Source organism: Shewanella sp. MBTL60-007 (assembly GCF_019654915.1).
Taxonomy (GTDB): Bacteria; Pseudomonadota; Gammaproteobacteria; order Enterobacterales; family Shewanellaceae; genus Shewanella.
This window is the reverse complement of record NZ_BPET01000002.1, coordinates 1-16721: the sequence shown is the minus strand read 5'-3', so window position 1 is coordinate 16721 and position 16721 is coordinate 1. Positions and strand designations below refer to the sequence as shown.

Genomic DNA, 16721 nt, shown 5'->3' with positions numbered 1-16721 from the left:
TATAAACATTTGGCCCCATTCTAGAGCGTTTTTTGCTGCCTATTTCTGCGTTTAATAACTTGTAAAGTGAATAACCATCACTGCAGTTATTCGCCTTGAATTAGGTTGCATAAAAGCACTCTGAGTAGATCAAATTCTTATACTGATTGGTATAGCTTACAAGAACATTCTATTTTTAGCCGCTGCTATTATTTTTGGGGAGTTACCCGAACTTTTAAAATTTTATTACCAGTTTGCATTGAAAGAAAGATACCGGCAACGGTAATAAGCATGGCACATAGAGAAAAAATATCTTGTTTTTCATCTAAGAATATCCATCCCAATAAACTAGCAGAAATAGGGGTAGACATACCTATAATGTTATGAATAGTAGGGTTTAATTTCATGGACGACATAGTATTTAGTACATTAGGTATAAAAGTAGCTACGACCCCTAAGCCTAATAAGTAGTAAAAATTATTTAAGGATAATTTAAGTGATGACTCAGTAAATGTTAAGTATAAACCTAAAAGCAAGACGCCAAGAGTAAGAGTATTGGTATTTATGAAGCTAGAGTCGACAGCGTCACCTTTTAACACTTTGTTACGTAAAAGGTAGGAGTAAATTGCTTTCAAGAATGCAGCCCCAGTTGCAAATGCAGCTCCTATATAGATATGGTGAAGTGAATAACCAGAGGGTATATAATCTTTACTTGTGAAATAAAGGCTAAGCCCTAAAAAAGCAACGGCAAAACCAAAGACTTCGTAATAACTGAACTTTTTCTCAATAACTAGCCGGAAGATGAAAGTGAATAAAGGCGACAATGCAATAATAAGCGCTGCCATTGCAACAGGACAGTAAATAAATGCGAAGGTAGCTAAAAAATAATAGGCTGTCATCATACCCGAAAGTAAGTGTTCAATAAGTGGATGTTGATGAAGAATAAACTGCTTTAGCCTTAGACCGGACTTTATCAAAATAAGGCTACAAATAAGTGCAATGATGAATCTGCCCCATATTATCTGCGCAACATCTAATCCATCTATAAGCTTTACGAAAATGCCAGTAGATGCCCAAAAAGTTGCGCAAAGAAAGCTATAAATCATACATCATCCTTAATTGAACTCTATTGAATATAGCACCACTTGATGATGTTACAACGCACATCAAACACACTGAGCTGAAACAGCGATGTTAAGCTTGTTCCAATAGTTATTCAGTAAAACAAAAAATTCTTGGCTTCCTTGCTTAAACTCATTCATTTTTTCTTCATTATCAATTATTTCCCAGATTGTTTTATTTAAGTCTTCGGCATGTCTGGCTTCTGTGCCATCTAGGTGGATATCATAAAATTCTGTAGCTTTAAACCACTCATTGTCATTGAACTTATCGCGAACTTTACATAGTCCAGCATATAAATTTTCTAATTGTGGCAATGCGTGGGTTTCTTGAGCAACAGATGCACCTAACATTCTATATGTATTGCTATTGAAAAGTGAAGTAGACTGTTTGTGTAAATTTATTGTTTCAATAGTGAGTTGTGAGTTTGAGAGTTGCAGCGATTTGCCGTATAGAACTTGAGAAGTCGTTTCGCAAGAATCAATAAAAAGTTTAGCATGAGAACGGTCAATATCTCTTTCGCCAGATTCATCATCAATATTATGTTCAAAAGCATCAACTACAGATGAAAACTTAGGGTCAGATTCATTTTGAAGCAGATTAAGACCTAAAGATAATCTGTATGCTGTCGGAGCTAGCCATTGTTGTAGGTTATTCACGAAAATACAAAACGATTCATAATTAATCTTGTCTGGATAGACTTTCCAATTTAGAAGAAGAACATTGTCGGCTATCACGGATGCATTTTCTTTTATAGAAGAAAAGAGCTTAGTGTTTTTTTCATTAAATACAGTAAACATATTCATTCCTTTGATGTTGTTAACGTATATTAGATTGACAATACGAGCTCTAAATCGGACTTAGGTAAAACCGCACATATTAGAATCTCATTATCATAAACTTGTTCTTTTACAGTGTAGTAAGATTATATTCTACCTTTCCTTTATTAATGGTCATCTTACATTGGCCGCAACGACCAGAACCACAGGAAAAGTTCGGAAATATGTTGGCGTTAAGTAATGAATTGAGAACGGTTTCGTTACTTTTTGCTTCGCAAACAAACTCACCAGTATGAGAATATATCTTATGTATACTTATATTCATGGGTAATTGCTTTCGATTATTAAACAGTTTGAAGTTTAACTTGAACACTTTACAGTATTGCCCTTTGCAAAGCGAATAAACTTTTATATTTAATTCAACTCTTTTTTAGATAAGTTCAATCTCATTGATTTACTGAAAAAAAGAATTGATATAGGTCTAGAAGTGTTCGCTCTTAATGGAAATCTTCACCTTTTAAATATTAAACTGTGATAGATAAGGGCAATGACAATAGCTATAATGGCAATAAAACACAAAGGAGAAGGCATATGTTGGGCGAAAACCACTTATTAACCCAAGAGTTTCCTGAGTATTTGGCCGCAATTATTGAGCTTAAATCGACCAATAGTGCATTTTGTAAAATGGCAAAACGCTATCATCAACTCGATCATCAAATTCGAGGCTTAGAAAACAATGAAGTGCCCATCAGTGATGAACACTTTATTGAATTAAAAGCCGAGCGGGCAGCGCTTAAAGACCAGTTGTATCAGCAGTTAGTTGCCCACTCGAAATTGCCGAGCTAGTTTTTTTCGCACCCATAATTAAGTGATACATGGTTGGCACCCACACTAGCGATAGTAAGGTTGTGAGCAGAGTTCCGCCTGCGATCGCTATTGCAAAGGGAGGCCAGAATCCGCCTCCAGCAATAATTAAAGGCAGGAAGCCACCTATGGTGGTTATGGTGGTCGAACCGATATGGCGGCCGCAGCTTGTTACTAACTCCACTATCATTTGAGTATCACCCGCACGCGTCTTTGGTGTCTGTTCAAGTTCAGCCAAAATGACAATGGCGGCGTTAATCGCAAGTCCCATCAATCCAAGTAAACCGATAATTACGGTAAAGCCAAACGGATAACCAAAGCTATAGACTGCAAGCAAGCCAAGTCCTGCCGATTGCAATGCGCTAAACAAAATAATGCCAGTGAGCCTAAATGAGTTAAAAGACAACACAACTGTGGCCAGTAATAGGGTCACCACTAGCACCAGATTAGACATTAGGTTACCTACAGCCTCATTGCGTTTAGCGCTTTCGCCGCCAAGTTCAATGCGATAACCGCTAGGGAGTTGTATGCCAGCCAGTGCCTCATTGGCACTGTCGACTACCGTTTGGGGTAGTACTCCTGAGGTGATATAGGCTTCAATTGTATTAACGCGCTGCCCATCTCGCCTCGGAATTGCGCCGCGGCTAACCTCTATTTCGCTGGTGGAGATAGCCGATAGTGGGATCCCCTTGCCTTGGCTTGAGATAAGCGTAATTGCCGACAGTTTCGTTTGCTCTTCGCGGGTGCTATCGCTAAGCCTTACTCGGACGGGGAGAGATTCTGTCTGCTCTAAAACACTACCACCATTAATGCCTGTGGTCGCCATCTCTACCTGCTTAGCGATATCGGTTAAACTTAGCCCGCTCATCAGACTGGCGTCTTCATTTATCTGCAGCCAAACCTTAGGAGCGCCTGCGCTAAGAGTCGCGCGGGTATGGATAACATCCTGAGTGTCAGATAATACCTTACGTACCTGCTCGCCAAGTAGCTTGAGTTGATCAAGGTTGGGACCAAAGATCCGCACCTCAACCGGAGCGTTAAATGGCGGGCCTTGCTCCAGCTTACGTACGATGATTTGTGCATCAGGGTAGGTTTTATCCAACTCAACCTGCAATTGGGGAATGAGTCTATTGGCTGTGGCAAAATCATCAACTTTCACCATTGCTTGAGCGTAATTGCTGGCACCTTGTTGACGTTGAAGCAGGTTGTAGTAAAAAGAGGGGGCATTGCCGCCAACGACCCAGTCGATACGATTTATACCTGCTACGGCTCGTAGGTGGTTATCTATCAGGTCGACCTGTAACTTAGTCTTCTCAATGCTGGCATGAGGCGCGAGGTAGACCTCTATTTGGAACATGTCTCTGTCAGAAGGCGGGAAAAATTGCTCGGTCATTTTACCTGCAGCGATAAAGCCCATGACAGGTAACACGCCGATGACAATGGCAGCAATGAGTGGCCTAGACAGGGCAAGAGCGAGTGTTTTTCTAAAGGCGTTACTCATTAGGGGCAAGTTGATGCCGTGATGGTACCAATGTGTGCCTTTACCATCGACGCCAAAGCGCCCGGCGAGCCCAGCAATGAGGGTGTGCGAGATGATAAATGAGCCTAATAGCGCAAACATCACCGAGATAGCGATGCCGCCAACAAATTCCCCCGCAGCTCCCGGCATCAATACAATAGGCGCAAAGGCGAGCATGGTGGTAATGGTTGAGCCAGCTAGGGGGAGCCAAAGGTGTTCAAGGGTCTGCTTTACCGCATCGAGTCTATTCATCCCTCTTTGACGGCGCTGAGAAATGGCATCGACGATAACAATGGCGTTATCGACCATTATCCCTAAGGCAACCACTAGACCTGTGACCGACATCTGATGGATAGGTAAGCCGATATATTTCATGCAGGCTAAGGTGAATAGCGCGGTTAGCGGTAAAGACAGCGATACGATAACGGCATTTCTCAGGCCTAGGGTCAGCATCAATACGGCTAAGATGATCACAAAGCCCAGTAATAAGCTGCCGATTAAATTACTAAGCCTTTCTGTGGTGTAACCCTCTTGGTCGAATAGCCACTGAATTTCGATGTTGGCAGGAACGCTAGCTTGCAGTTCATCGACAGCGTGTCTGACCTGCTCAAGCCAGAGATCCACTCGGGTATTACTGAGCATTCTCGCTGCGACCATTACACCTTGCTGTTGATCGATAACAGCTATGCTGTTAGCCGGCTGTTTTGGCTGTCGGCTAATGGCAGCGATATCGGCTAGGCGAATAATCTGGCCATCGGCGGTGACTTTTAGTGGAACTTGGCTTATTCGGCTAATAGAGTCGAGCTCTCCCGATACTTCTACTAGCGCACGAAAGTCATCGTTGTTGATCTCGCCGGCGGAGACCTTAGCGTCTGCATTTTGCAGGATCTGTGCAATAGTTTGCGCTGATAGCCCTAGTTGATTGACTTTGTTGCCATCGAGCTGGACCAAGATCTCCTCTGCAGGTTGGCCGTAAAGGCTAACGAAGTCAGTACCACTGAGTAGCCGAAGTCGACTCTGTAACTCTTTGGCATAGCGATTCAGCATGTCGGTACGCACAAGGCTACCGTCGCGCCAAGCAACGGCGAGAATGGCGGTGTTGGCATAACCGAGTTGGTCATCTAATGTCGAGTTTTGCGATGATGGTGGTAATAGGCCTTTAGCATCGGCTATCAGATCTCTGGCTCTGGACCACACCGGGGCTGTGTCGGTGACATCATCTTTTAACTCTAGCTGGATAACGGAGATCCCTGGCCTAGAGGTTGATTGCACCAGCTTTAACTCCTCGAGACGCCTAAGCTCGCTCTCAAGCACCTCGGTGACCAAGGCTTCGACTCGCTCAGCCGAGGCGCCTGGGTAGTGAGTGATCACCGAGGCAAAGCGATTAGTGATCTCAGGATCTTCCATACGTGGAAGGCTGGAAATCGCGCCAAAACCTGCAACGATCAGCAGGGCTATCACTAAGCTTATCAGTCGGCCGTTTTCCACTAATGACTTAACCATCTCTCTTACCTCGTCGCGAGTTGAGTCTGTTTAGTCACTAGCTGACCTGCGACTAGTTTATGTAGGCCCTGTGAAACATACTGTTCATTTGGGGCGATAGCACCATTAATGAAGGCTTTGTCTTTAGCGGTGTAGATAATCTCGACATCGCGGCGCTCGAGTGTATAAAGAGTATCATCCGATTGCTTAAGCACGTAGATGTTCCACAGTCCGCGTACGCCATCGGTTAAGGCGCTAAGGGGCACCCAATAACCTTGGCTGCTAATCGTCTTATTGTAATAGAGATAGCTTAACTCACCGTTTATCACTTGAGCATTTTGAGGAAGAGTCACCCTTAGCTCTACTGTGCGAGTCACTGGGTTGAGCTCGGCACCGATGCCGGCGATAGTGGCTCGATAATGCTGCTGTCGTACCCTTAAGTCGACCTGCTGACCGGATGTTAGGTTATTCGCTATCTGTACTGGGACGCCGATATAAGCCTGCACGTTATTATGCTCAATAATGGTGTAGACAGGGCTGCCAACATCAATCACCTCACCTAAGTTATGGCTACGCTTACTTATGATGCCGTCAAACGGGGCGAGTAAATCAGACTTTTCAATTTTTAACTGATTGGCTAATAGCGAGGCATGTAAGCGCGTTTTCGCCGCTTGTAAGCTATTGAGTTGTCCTTTTAACTCATCAAGTTGCTGCTCAGAGACATAACCTTGCTTTTGCAGGCCTAGGCTTCTGTCTAAAGTGGCCTTAGCTAAATCTAAGTCGGCCTTGTTCTGTGTGAGGCTGGCGGTTAATTCATTTTTTTGTGCCATCAATAACCGCGTATCGAGCTTTGCAAGCAGTTGACCTTGATTAACGTTATCACCACTATCGACTGCGAGAGCCTCTATTTTTCCGGCTAATTCAAAACCTATCCCTGTGGTATTACCCGCTCGAATTGTGCCTGAAAACACTTGGTTGAATTGATAGTTATCCTCAAACATCAACCGTTCAGAATTAACAGATTGATAACTGATCGTGACAGGCTGCTCAACGGCTGAGTCTTGACATGCTGGCAAAAAAGAGACTGCCACTAAGCCTATAAGCAGTTTGCGATGAGTGATGACGCGCATAATATCCATTATGTTTAGCCTGTATTGTTAATTCAAAAGTGTCTTTGGAGTAAATAAATTGTTAACTAGACTTGTTAGTCTAGTGTTGTAAAACTAGACTGTCTAGTCTAATTTGGTCTGACTTAGTCTAAATAGACTGAGTAGTTTCTTTTATGCTTAAATAGCATCTTGGTAATTGGCATTGGCAAAAGGTAGGAGTGGGGCCCGTTATGGATTCACCAGTATTGAGTCGCAGTGAGCAGAAGCGTGAACAGATCCTACAGGCTGCAAAACAGCTATTTTGCGAGCAGGGCTTTCCTAATACCAGTATGGATGAAGTGGCAAAACTAGCTGGGGTGTCAAAACAAACCGTGTATTCACATTTTGGCTGTAAAGATGACCTATTTGTGGCATCGATTGAGTCCAAGTGTTTAATTCATGGTGTTAATCAAGACGTTTTCTCCGATCCCTCGCTTCCTGAAGAGAGCGTGATGCTATTTGCAAAACATTTTGGAGAGGTGATCACAAGCCCCGAAGCGGTAACTGTGTTTAAGGCTTGCGTCGCCCAAGCTGACTCGCATCCTGAGATCTCTGAGTTGTTTTATAGTGCCGGCCCACAGCATATTTTAGGATTATTGAGAGATTATTTAGCCCGCGTGTCTGAGCTGGGTGTATATCACTTCGCAAACCCACATCATTGCGCCGTGCGACTTTGTTTGATGATTTTCGGAGAGATGCGTATGCGACTCGATCTTGGTTTGGACGTCAGCGATCTTCTCGATACTCGAGAGCAATATATTAACGACACTGTAGAGATGTTCTTACGGGCATATAAGGTTTAAGGCAATTGAGACAAGCTAAAGGCTCTTTTTTGATTTGTTATGTACTAGATTGATCCAGAGGAAATTTTTAAACGTAAGCTAAAGAAATACCAATCAACACCTGAGGTAGCATATCTTTATACTGATTGGGATAACTAAAATTAATTTATAGCTTTTGCTAATGGAGTTAGCTTGATGAAAAAGCCTTTGCTTATGAGTATCCTTGCTATATCGAGTTTGGTTATTGTGCCGAATGTTATTGCCAAGCCAGAGGCAAAACCTTCCAACAGGTCGAGTCCGTTTAGTTTAGGTGTTTCTCGAATAACGACAGGTAATGCATCCGTTGGCGATGAGGGCAATGAGTTACAGCGTGATCAGTGGATGTTTGATGCTAAAGCAAGCATGCCCCTTAATAGGCAATGGTCGATAGGTGCTGGAATTGGATATGATAATTTAGATTATGATTGGCGCTCGCCAACCGTAAGTAATACAACTCAAGCATGGGAAAAGATTGAGCGCTATAGGGCTAGCCTCTCGGTTTCTTACCGGCCCAATAAAAACTGGATGTTTATTCTCGCTCCTAAGCTGCAATATGCCTACGCAGATACGGCATCATCGAGTAACGCGCAGAGTTATGGTGTCGTGCTTTCGGGTATGTACCGATTTGATTCCGGCAATATGCTGGGCTTTGGTGCGGCCTACCTTAACGATATCGATGAGGTGAGAACCGTGCCTTTTATTGCCGTCAATTGGCGTATTACCGATAAACTATCTTTAGGTAACCCCTTCTCTGCAGGCTTTAGTGGGCCGGCCGGTCTAGAGCTGAGTTATCAGTTAAGTTCTGACTGGAATATGGGCATTGGTACTTCCAAACGTACAAATCGCTTTTTAATTGCCGATGACGAGGTAACGGCTGAGATAGAGGAATGGGTGGGTTTTGTTAGAGTCGGTTGGGATATGTCGCGGTCGGTGAGTTTTAGCGCCTATGGGGGATACTTCTTCAATGGTGAGTTAGAGCTTAATCCACAACACACAACTGAGGATATCGATAACCAGGGCGCTGCGGCCCTGGATGTGACGATAAGGTTCTAGTTAAAGGCTAATGCTTTACTTGCCAAGCATGGCATCTTTTAAGCTTTCCTGAGCAGGCTCTGCACCTAACCAGATTTTAAGCAGTGCTTGACGGAACTCTTCACCTGCAATTGTCGCTTGTGCTTGGCCGTTCTTATAAGCGGTGACACCCGTTGCTTTATCTGCCAGCAGGGTAAATTGATCGCCTTCAACAATCTCTGCGCTAAATAGCCCCATGAATTGCTCAATTTTTGCAGCAATCGGTGCAGTATTACCGTCAGTTGCATCATCAAAGCCTTCGGTGATGGCATCTTTCATCTTATCGGCGGTGATCATGCCTGAAGTGATGTTCAGACGCACTGCCGCACTCGGCGCATCAATAACAGCCTGTGCTGTATCTAGGTGTGTTGGTACGTATAAGCTACCAACATAAAGATCGATAAAGAACTTACTGCGCACACCTGCGCCATTAAGTTGCAGTGTTTGATTTTCAAGCTGTACAGAATCGGCAAGTTGTACGCCAGACACTTCTTTAGCCTGTAATGACGATGATAACAGGACGCTTGAAGCGAGTAGTAGGGTAGAGAGGGACTTCATAAAAACCTCATAGTAATAGAAAAAAGCTCACGTTTGGCTTTAGTAAACAGTGTAAGAGTTACCCACGTGAACCTAGCTGAAATTGACCACTTTGATGGAAGATCGCGGCTTGTTTTTGTTTTGGTGAGATCAGCAACGGGCCATCATCGAAGAATAGGAAGCACTTCCAGTTCCGAACAAATACGTCCCAGCGAGTCTCAATGACTTGATATTTTTCGTAGCAGAAATAAACGCTTGCCTCATCGGCCCAACCGAAGTGCTCGCTAAAGCCTTCTGGTAGAGCTGGATCTTCGCTATCCCAAGCGCTTTGCCAATGTTCGGTTACCGCCCACGCACTGTCTTTGGCTGCCCAGTCACCTTTAGTAAACTGTTCTGTGCGACTACTTTTGTTGCTAATCCACTTATTCCAAACTTCCATCGATGACTTCTGATCTAGGGGATGGATCAGTGCCTTATCTTCATCACTAACCGGAAGATCTTTATGATTAAAAATCCATTTACGTTTGTACTGTTCAAATGGAATATAAGTATGTGCCAAGCGATGATCTCCAGAGTGTTCGAAATATTTACTGCTAATTAAACGTGAGCGGTATTATACGTACCCGCTTTGTTTTTGGGAAATAAAACTAAGGAGGATGAAAAGGGCACAAAGCGCCGTTCTAAAGGTTTTTGTAATTATAATCAATAGATACACAAGGTGAGTCGGATAATAAAGCTGCCCAGCTCAGGAAATCCTCAAATGATGAATTTATCTGCTTCGCAAATAGCGGCAATTAGTATAGTATGCGCCACCCAAAAAATTCACGGTAAACCCCCTTGCTTGCAACGCAAACCAACGCCTTATACACCGACCTATCAGGTTATTATGATTTAATGTGTGCTGATATTAATTATCGAGCCCAGAGTGACTGTATTCGTCGCCTGCATCAACTGTTCGGTAATAGAGGCATTCGCCATCTAGACTTGGCTTGTGGTACTGGACCCCATGTTCAATATTTTATTGAAAATGGCTACCAAAGTAGCGGTCTCGATATCAATCAGCCGATGTTGGATATCGCTAAGCTACGTTGTCCTGAAGCCGAGTTCATTTGCCACGATATGGCTAACTTTACGGTTGATGAGCCATTAGATCTTATCACCTGTTTTCTCTACTCAATACATTACAGTGATGGTATAGAAAAGCTCAAAGAGTGTATTAGGAGTGCTCATGCCGCGCTCAACCCTGGCGGCATGTTCTGTTTTAACGCAGTAAAAAAGAGCAGAATAGATAACAGCTCAGTGGTGAGTCATAGCGCGAGTCATGAAGACAGTAAGTTTGTGTTTAGCTCAGGTTGGTATTACTCGGGAGACGGTGAAAAGCAAGCATTGAAGCTAAGTATTGAAAAAACCACAGCGGGTGTCACTCAGTCTTGGCAAGATGAACATCCAATGGTGGCCGTCGGTTTTTCCGAGCTTAAATTGTTGCTGCAACCTTACTTTGAAGTGCATATTTTAGAGCATGATTATGACAGGCTAATGCCTTGGGACGGCGTCTCAGGTAATGCTATATTTGCCTGCGTAAAAATCTAATTGCGATGCTTCTACTAATCAGCATAGGAAGTTGAGAGCTTAGATGATAAATCAGTATCATTGGATCAAACACACCAGTGACCGAACAATGATACTGATGCTACCAAGTATTTAATCCAACGTTCGGTGCCTTCTATCCTCAAAAATTAATTATTACCAGCAGGTAATAGTTAATTACCAAATCAGATAATTATCAATTTATCGTTATTCCCTATAATCCCGCCCCCCAGACTCAGCTATTAGGTACGCAAAAGATCGAATCGCGATTGACTAGCTATTCGTCAATTGTTTAACCCTAACTCTCGTCGCTATAGAGCATTAGCTCGTAGCTGCCAAACCCGTTAAGTTAATTTGGAAACGCCTCATGTGGAATAAAGTTCGCGGCTCTTTGCCACTGCAGTTGGTCTTGGCTGCAGGCGCTGCCTGGCTATTGGCTACCTCGCTAACCTCTGTTGCTCCCACCATCGTTATAACCGACGTTGAACAGCAAGCTTGGTATCAGTTTTTAATGCTGGGTAAAACCGTGTATATCGGTTTATTGAAGATGGTCGTCGGCATTATGGTGATGCTATCGCTTATCGAGGGGATCAGTAACATAGGCGCAATCGCTAAGCTTAAAAGCTTAGGCGGGCGCACATTAGCATTTTACACCTTTACCACTATGATCGCGGTATCTTTGGGGTTAGGGGCATCTTTATTACTGCCAGCTTGGCAGCCGCTAACCCAAGCCGTCCCGTTGGCTGAAGGGGCCACGTTAATCGGTGAGCAAGCAGCAAGTGGCGGTGCGATTGCCACTAAGCTATTGAATATGGCGCTCGTTAACCCGGTTGCAGCCATCGCGGGCGGAAACCTACTGGCGGTGGTGGTGTTTTCTTTTATGATGGGGATATCGTTATTAACCGCGCTACCTGAAAAGCATCCGTTGTTTGAGGTGATCTCCGGCCTGAACAAAGGCATCAACACTATGGTGGGCGGTATTATTAAATTGTCTCCACTCGCCATCTTCGCCATTGTGCTGGAGTTTTCCCTTAAAGGCAGTACCGCTTTATTTAGCCAATTAGCAATGTTTGCTCTATTGGTTTTCGCATTGACTATGCTGCACGGTTTAATAGTGTTACCTAGCTTAGCTAAGCTACTCACCGGAATAAAATTCATCACCTTGTTCAAAGGGATTAGCGCGCCGTTAGCCATGGCCTTTGCCACTTCATCGAGTGCGGCAACCTTACCACTGTCGATGAAAAGTGCCGAGGAGCTTGGCGTTTCGCCAAGCACAAGCAGCATGGTGTTGCCACTCGGCTCTGTGATGAACATGGACGGCACAGCCCTGTTTGAAGGCGTTGCCGCAATTTTTCTAGCTCAACTGTTTGGCGTGGATCTGACCACAACAGGCATCGTGATGATCTTTATCATGGCCATGGTGTCTTCAATCGGCGCACCTGGCATGCCATCAGGCTCAATGTCGGGAATGCAACTGGTTCTACTGGCAGCAGGGATCCCACTAGAAGCTATCGCGATCTTGCTGATTATTGAAAGGCCTCTGGATACCTTCCGCACCGCAGTCAACGTTGAGGGCGATATTATTGCCGCGCTGGTGGTCGATAAGTGGCAACGAAGCTAGGCAGTATTTGATTCAGAGCTGGTGAGAAAATCGCACGGATGAAATATTGCGAATATAAATGGATACAGAGGTGAAACGGTTTTTACTGGCAATGACACGCTAATGAGTTGCATATACTAAGAAGTGTATATGGTCTCCCCACAGGCGAGGATTGGCGACATTAACCAAAATTGACGAAAGTTAACGAATCTTTATTTATCAATATCTTACATGAGTATTTTGATTTTTGACTTTAATGAAAATTACTGTAAATTGATAAAAACTATCTCCTATGGCGGCACATAGGCGGCACAGGATTCGAGGTTAAGTCTTTATGGATAAAGAAATTAGTTTCACAAAACGTTGTTTCGAGCAGTTAGAGCCTCTTGAAAAAAGGTATAGAATTCAAGATGCTAACCAAAGAGACTCTGTAAAAGGGCTCATTCTTGAGATAATGCCCTCAGGCAGCAAGTTTTTTCGCTTTCGCCGCAAGCGATTAGGACGGGACGTTTCAGTTACTTTTGGTGAGTTTCCTAACCTCACGATTGAGAACGCCAGAAAGCTAGCAAAACAAACTGCAGTTGAGCTTTCTGAGGGCGTTAATCCTAACGAGGCTAAGCGTGAACAAAAGCGAGAAGCCGAACTAGAACGCGAGTTGTCTATGACGGTTCAAGAGCTTTTCGATGTGTTTGAGGTCGAGTTTAAGTTAAAAGTTAAGACCAATGAACGGCGACCAAAATCCTTACGTGATATTCAGTCACTCTGGAAAGCCCATCTTCAACCTAGAGTTGCCGAGCTGCAAGTTGGTGATATAAGCCCACTCGATGCCAATAACCTACTTAAAAAAATCCTCATTAGTAAATCGGTACCAATCCGCAATAAATGCCTGTCGTTAATGAAATCGATGTTTAACGAACAAGAACCCAATCCCTTTACCAAGATCAAAAAACTCGCAGATGTAAAACGCGAACGTGTGCTTACCAAGCTTGAAGTTAAAAACCTGCTCGAAGCCCTCAATCATGAAGAGCAGATCTATCAAGATGTGATTAAGTTACTACTGCTGACTGGTCAACGTAAAAGCTGTGTATTCAGTATGGAGTGGCGCGAAGTGGATCATGAGCGCGGTGTTTGGATAATTCCAACCAGTAAAATGAAGGCCAAAAGACCTCATGCAGTGCCATTAACGGTTGAGGTGATGGATATTCTTAAACGCCGAAGTGCACAAGCCGAGCGAGGCGAAAAATACGTTTTCCCTGCTAGTCGCAGTCTTACAGGTCACATCACCGAGAAATCAGGTAAGGGCAGCTTTTGGTGGCGCATAACCGAAAGAGCTGGCCTGCGTAGTGATGAGAAGGAGCAAAACGTCACTATTCATGATCTGCGGCGAACCATTGCCAGTTGGAGCGTGATGCGCGGCGGTAACATTCAGATGACCAGTAAACTGCTAGGTCATAGCGATATCAGTATTACTGCCAGCACCTATGCTCATTTAGATGTTGAGCAGGTAAGGGCAGAGCTTGGTATTACCACCGCAGAGCTTATGGGATTGAATGTGGTTGAGTCGAAGGTGGATAAGCTAGTGAAGGAGATAGAACAGCTCTCAGAGGAGGAGAGGAGAGAGCTGTTTAAAAATTTCAAACTAAACCTAACACTTGATTAATTTGAGTATGTTGAATTTAATCTAAGAGCAATACTTAGAGATATTGCTCTTGTTTTAAATGGTACATTTCTAAAAAATAGCTTTTGAATCCATTTCAGCAACCACACCAAAACTTTCTAACCTCATGAATTTTGAATTGAATATCTCTGAAGGTATTTTTCGTTGAAGTAATCCAAAGAAGTTTTCATCATGAGTTGAGATTATAATCTGCTTATCAAACTTAACTGAAACGTTTCTCAAAAGATCAATCATGGCTAACACATTTATTGAATCCATTGACTGGATGGGATCATCAATCATTATCAAATCTAATGGGTCTCCCTTATCATCTTTGGCATGAAGAGCTCTTGCTAGAAAAACACTCAGACTCAAAATATTTAACTGAGCTGCGCTAAAAAACAGATTAGGCGAAATAGTGTCTCCACTATCGTTTGTAATAAGAATATTTAACTTTGGACGTTCCGTATCATCAAAGTCAGCTATAAATTCAACGTTCTTAAAAGAAGGGTGCGGGTCGATCTTACTATAAATTGAGTTAATGAGGTCAGTATAAAAGAAGGCTTTGATGCGCTCACTAAGGTTCTCTAGTATAGTTTCGAGTTCTTTAGACAGTATACCTTCAACTTTCAGATGTTCAGCAAGTCTGCTTTCTACATCAACGAGTGTTTCTCTTAGAGTTAAACTCTGAAGGTATGGTTTAAAGGCTTTTAGCTGAGCTAATAGAAGGTTAAAGTCGCTAATTTTTGAAGACAAATAGTTACTTTTTTGGGCTTCGATATCAATAGATTCAGAAATTGTATTTCTAGTAAGTTCCACACTTCTAGATACTGTTTTACCTAAAGAGCTCTCAAGCGAGACATAGAAAGAATTAACCGTGTGCTCAAGATTGTTAAGATTCAAAGATATCTCTGCATACTGTTTATTCAAAGTCGGAAAATCAATCCAATTTCCAGCTTCCATCATTTTAGTCTTAAGGGTATTGCAGTCAAGGACAGTTTTGTCTCTCCTTTTAATCAATTCTATTTGTTCTTTACTGTCCCTATCAAGTTCATTAGTGCAAAACGTAATCAAATTAATATATTGCAAATTATTGCTTTCCAAGAAGGTTTTTACTTTTTGGTAATGCGCTTGTGATGATATATTTGCTACTTTTAACTGTGAATTCTGTAACTTAACATTAATACTAGGTAACTCTAGTGCTATAGTATTGATCGTGGCGTTTGCAGTATTAATTAGCTCAAGAGTATTACTTTGATTTGTTACAAGAGTGGCTATTTCAGCTGTAATTCTGCGTATAAGCTCATCCTGCTCAAGGCTCCATACCTTTACCTTACACTCTTCAATGTATTTTTGAGTCTGAGAAATCTGAAGTTGAAGTGTTTTTTCATCATTTTCTAATTCAGAGATTTTCAGCCCTAGAGCATTCAATTTTTGCTGAAGTTTAGTGACTCTTTGCCTCTGACACTGAAGAACATCCGTCAATATTAAATTGAGTTGTCCTTCCAACTCCCGTTTCTGTGTGTTTAATTGCTCCAAATCATATGCATTATCTTTAATCAAACTCGAAACTAAATCATTCTCTGTTATAGCAGAATTTAAATCTTTGGGAGAGCCGTGTTTAGCTTGGCAGAGAGGGCAAATGTTGGTCAAATTCTCGCCAAGGTAGTCTAGTCCTAAGGCAACAAGTCGCTCTATTACCCCTGCTTGCTGAGTTAAAGCACTTTGGGTTCGACGGATATTGTTATCTTTTATGTCTAAAGTTTTTAATCTACCACTTATTTCCTGAAATCTATCAACTATTCCTGAATCAAGTTTTAGAAAACTTGTATCGTCAGTAAGTAAAGTTTTAGCATCTACCTTAAAGTTTGATATTTTTGATATATCTTCTTTTACTCTATCATGATCCGCGCGGTCTACATTTAAAGTCGTAGTTTTGGATGCTAGTTCACTATTTAAGAAAGCTAAAGTAACTTGATTGATGGATATATCTGAATAAATAGTGCCGCAACTATTAAGAAGCGACTCTAAGCTAAGCTTCCTGCTATTAGTCGTATTTAAGTTTTCATTATATTGTTCAACAGATAATTTTAGCCCAGATAAAGCCGTTTCTTTCTCTAATTTATTATGGTGTAAAGTAGTTTGTAATTCAGCCTCTGAGTTTAAGTCTTTCATTGCAACTGAGTAACTTGGAATATAGCATTTTACTTCGTTTAGGTTATCAATACTCTGATTTACTTCTTTTAACTCTTCTTCATATTTCTCGTAAGACCTAAATAACTCTTCATATCTTTTAGAGTCAGAGACCCCTTGAGACAGAATTAACTGTTTAGGCTTTTGGCTTACTATAGCTTCTTGCGTCCTTTGAATATCTGGAAGCCTTGACAACTGTTCTTTCAGTACATCTTGAGAAGTAATATGTAAATCACGAATACTTGATAGTTCATGAATCCGAGTTAAGATGAATGAAACAATCTCATGCTCTTTATTGGCTGTAAAATCGCTAGAAACAAGCTGTACGGACTCATCTCTTTCATTTAGTCGAATGGCAACCGAAT

Annotated in this window: 14 protein-coding genes; 6 read left to right on the top strand and 8 right to left on the bottom strand. The window is 42.4% G+C overall.

All coding sequences use genetic code 11. The features are described from left to right. Positions 1–188: 188 nt before the first annotated feature. The 3 genes from K5Q92_RS00745 to K5Q92_RS24515 all read right to left on the bottom strand — a co-directional run bounded on the left by K5Q92_RS00745 (position 189) and on the right by K5Q92_RS24515 (position 2202). Positions 189–1085, bottom strand: a complete 897-nt coding sequence (locus K5Q92_RS00745; RefSeq protein WP_220767145.1) for a DMT family transporter — start codon at positions 1083–1085, stop codon at positions 189–191. A gap of 60 nt (positions 1086–1145) precedes the next feature. Beyond that, positions 1146–1898 carry a DUF3865 domain-containing protein gene (locus K5Q92_RS00740; RefSeq protein WP_220767144.1) on the bottom strand — a complete coding sequence of 251 codons (753 nt, stop codon included), beginning with the start codon at positions 1896–1898 and terminating at the stop codon, positions 1146–1148. A 109-nt stretch (positions 1899–2007) separates the two neighbouring features. Next, positions 2008–2202 (bottom strand): 2Fe-2S iron-sulfur cluster binding domain-containing protein, encoded by a 195-nt coding sequence (locus tag K5Q92_RS24515; RefSeq protein ID WP_220767143.1) that lies wholly within the window; start codon positions 2200–2202, stop codon positions 2008–2010. Between the two features lie 266 nt (positions 2203–2468). Between K5Q92_RS24515 and K5Q92_RS00730 the strand changes: the two genes are divergently transcribed. Beyond that, positions 2469–2723 (top strand): YdcH family protein, encoded by a 255-nt coding sequence (locus tag K5Q92_RS00730; protein WP_220767142.1) that lies wholly within the window; start codon positions 2469–2471, stop codon positions 2721–2723. Here the strand turns inward: K5Q92_RS00730 and K5Q92_RS00725 are convergent. Together K5Q92_RS00725 and K5Q92_RS00720 are read right to left on the bottom strand one after the other, a co-directional pair. Continuing rightward, the gene (locus K5Q92_RS00725; RefSeq protein WP_220767141.1) at positions 2671–5763 is read right to left on the bottom strand and encodes an efflux RND transporter permease subunit; all 3093 of its coding nucleotides are present in this window, start codon (positions 5761–5763) and stop codon (positions 2671–2673) included. The two genes, K5Q92_RS00730 and K5Q92_RS00725, sit on opposite strands and share 53 nt — an antisense overlap. Positions 5764–5768: 5 nt before the next feature. Further along, positions 5769–6881, bottom strand: a complete 1113-nt coding sequence (locus K5Q92_RS00720; protein ID WP_220767140.1) for an efflux RND transporter periplasmic adaptor subunit — start codon at positions 6879–6881, stop codon at positions 5769–5771. 200 nt (positions 6882–7081) lie between these two features. On the opposite strand from K5Q92_RS00720, the gene K5Q92_RS00715 reads away from it, so the two are divergent. Both K5Q92_RS00715 and K5Q92_RS00710 read left to right on the top strand, forming a co-directional pair. Next, positions 7082–7693, top strand: coding sequence for a TetR/AcrR family transcriptional regulator (locus K5Q92_RS00715; protein WP_220767139.1), 612 nt, complete (start codon positions 7082–7084; stop codon positions 7691–7693). Positions 7694–7867: 174 nt separating this feature from the next. Then, positions 7868–8764: a DUF6268 family outer membrane beta-barrel protein gene (locus K5Q92_RS00710; RefSeq protein ID WP_220767138.1), complete on the top strand. Its 897-nt coding sequence runs from the start codon at positions 7868–7870 to the stop codon at positions 8762–8764. 15 nt (positions 8765–8779) lie between these two features. Here K5Q92_RS00710 and K5Q92_RS00705 read toward each other — a convergent pair whose 3' ends face one another. Next, positions 8780–9340 carry a chalcone isomerase family protein gene (locus K5Q92_RS00705; protein ID WP_220767137.1) on the bottom strand — a complete coding sequence of 187 codons (561 nt, stop codon included), beginning with the start codon at positions 9338–9340 and terminating at the stop codon, positions 8780–8782. 58 nt (positions 9341–9398) lie between these two features. After that, positions 9399–9878 carry a DUF2947 domain-containing protein gene (locus K5Q92_RS00700; RefSeq protein ID WP_220767136.1) on the bottom strand — a complete coding sequence of 160 codons (480 nt, stop codon included), beginning with the start codon at positions 9876–9878 and terminating at the stop codon, positions 9399–9401. Between the two features lie 335 nt (positions 9879–10213). On the opposite strand from K5Q92_RS00700, the gene K5Q92_RS00695 reads away from it, so the two are divergent. The 3 genes from K5Q92_RS00695 (at position 10214) to K5Q92_RS00685 (ending at position 14166) form a co-directional block, all read left to right on the top strand. Next, positions 10214–10909 carry a class I SAM-dependent methyltransferase gene (locus K5Q92_RS00695; RefSeq protein WP_220767260.1) on the top strand — a complete coding sequence of 232 codons (696 nt, stop codon included), beginning with the start codon at positions 10214–10216 and terminating at the stop codon, positions 10907–10909. Positions 10910–11273: 364 nt separating this feature from the next. Beyond that, complete coding sequence (locus tag K5Q92_RS00690; protein WP_220767135.1) at positions 11274–12527, top strand: dicarboxylate/amino acid:cation symporter; 1254 nt, start codon at positions 11274–11276, stop codon at positions 12525–12527. A 313-nt stretch (positions 12528–12840) separates the two neighbouring features. After that, positions 12841–14166 (top strand): site-specific integrase, encoded by a 1326-nt coding sequence (locus K5Q92_RS00685; RefSeq protein ID WP_220767134.1) that lies wholly within the window; start codon positions 12841–12843, stop codon positions 14164–14166. 69 nt (positions 14167–14235) lie between these two features. Here K5Q92_RS00685 and K5Q92_RS00680 read toward each other — a convergent pair. Beyond that, the coding region (locus K5Q92_RS00680) for a hypothetical protein (protein WP_220767133.1) at positions 14236–16721 on the bottom strand (2486 nt) is incomplete at its 5' end.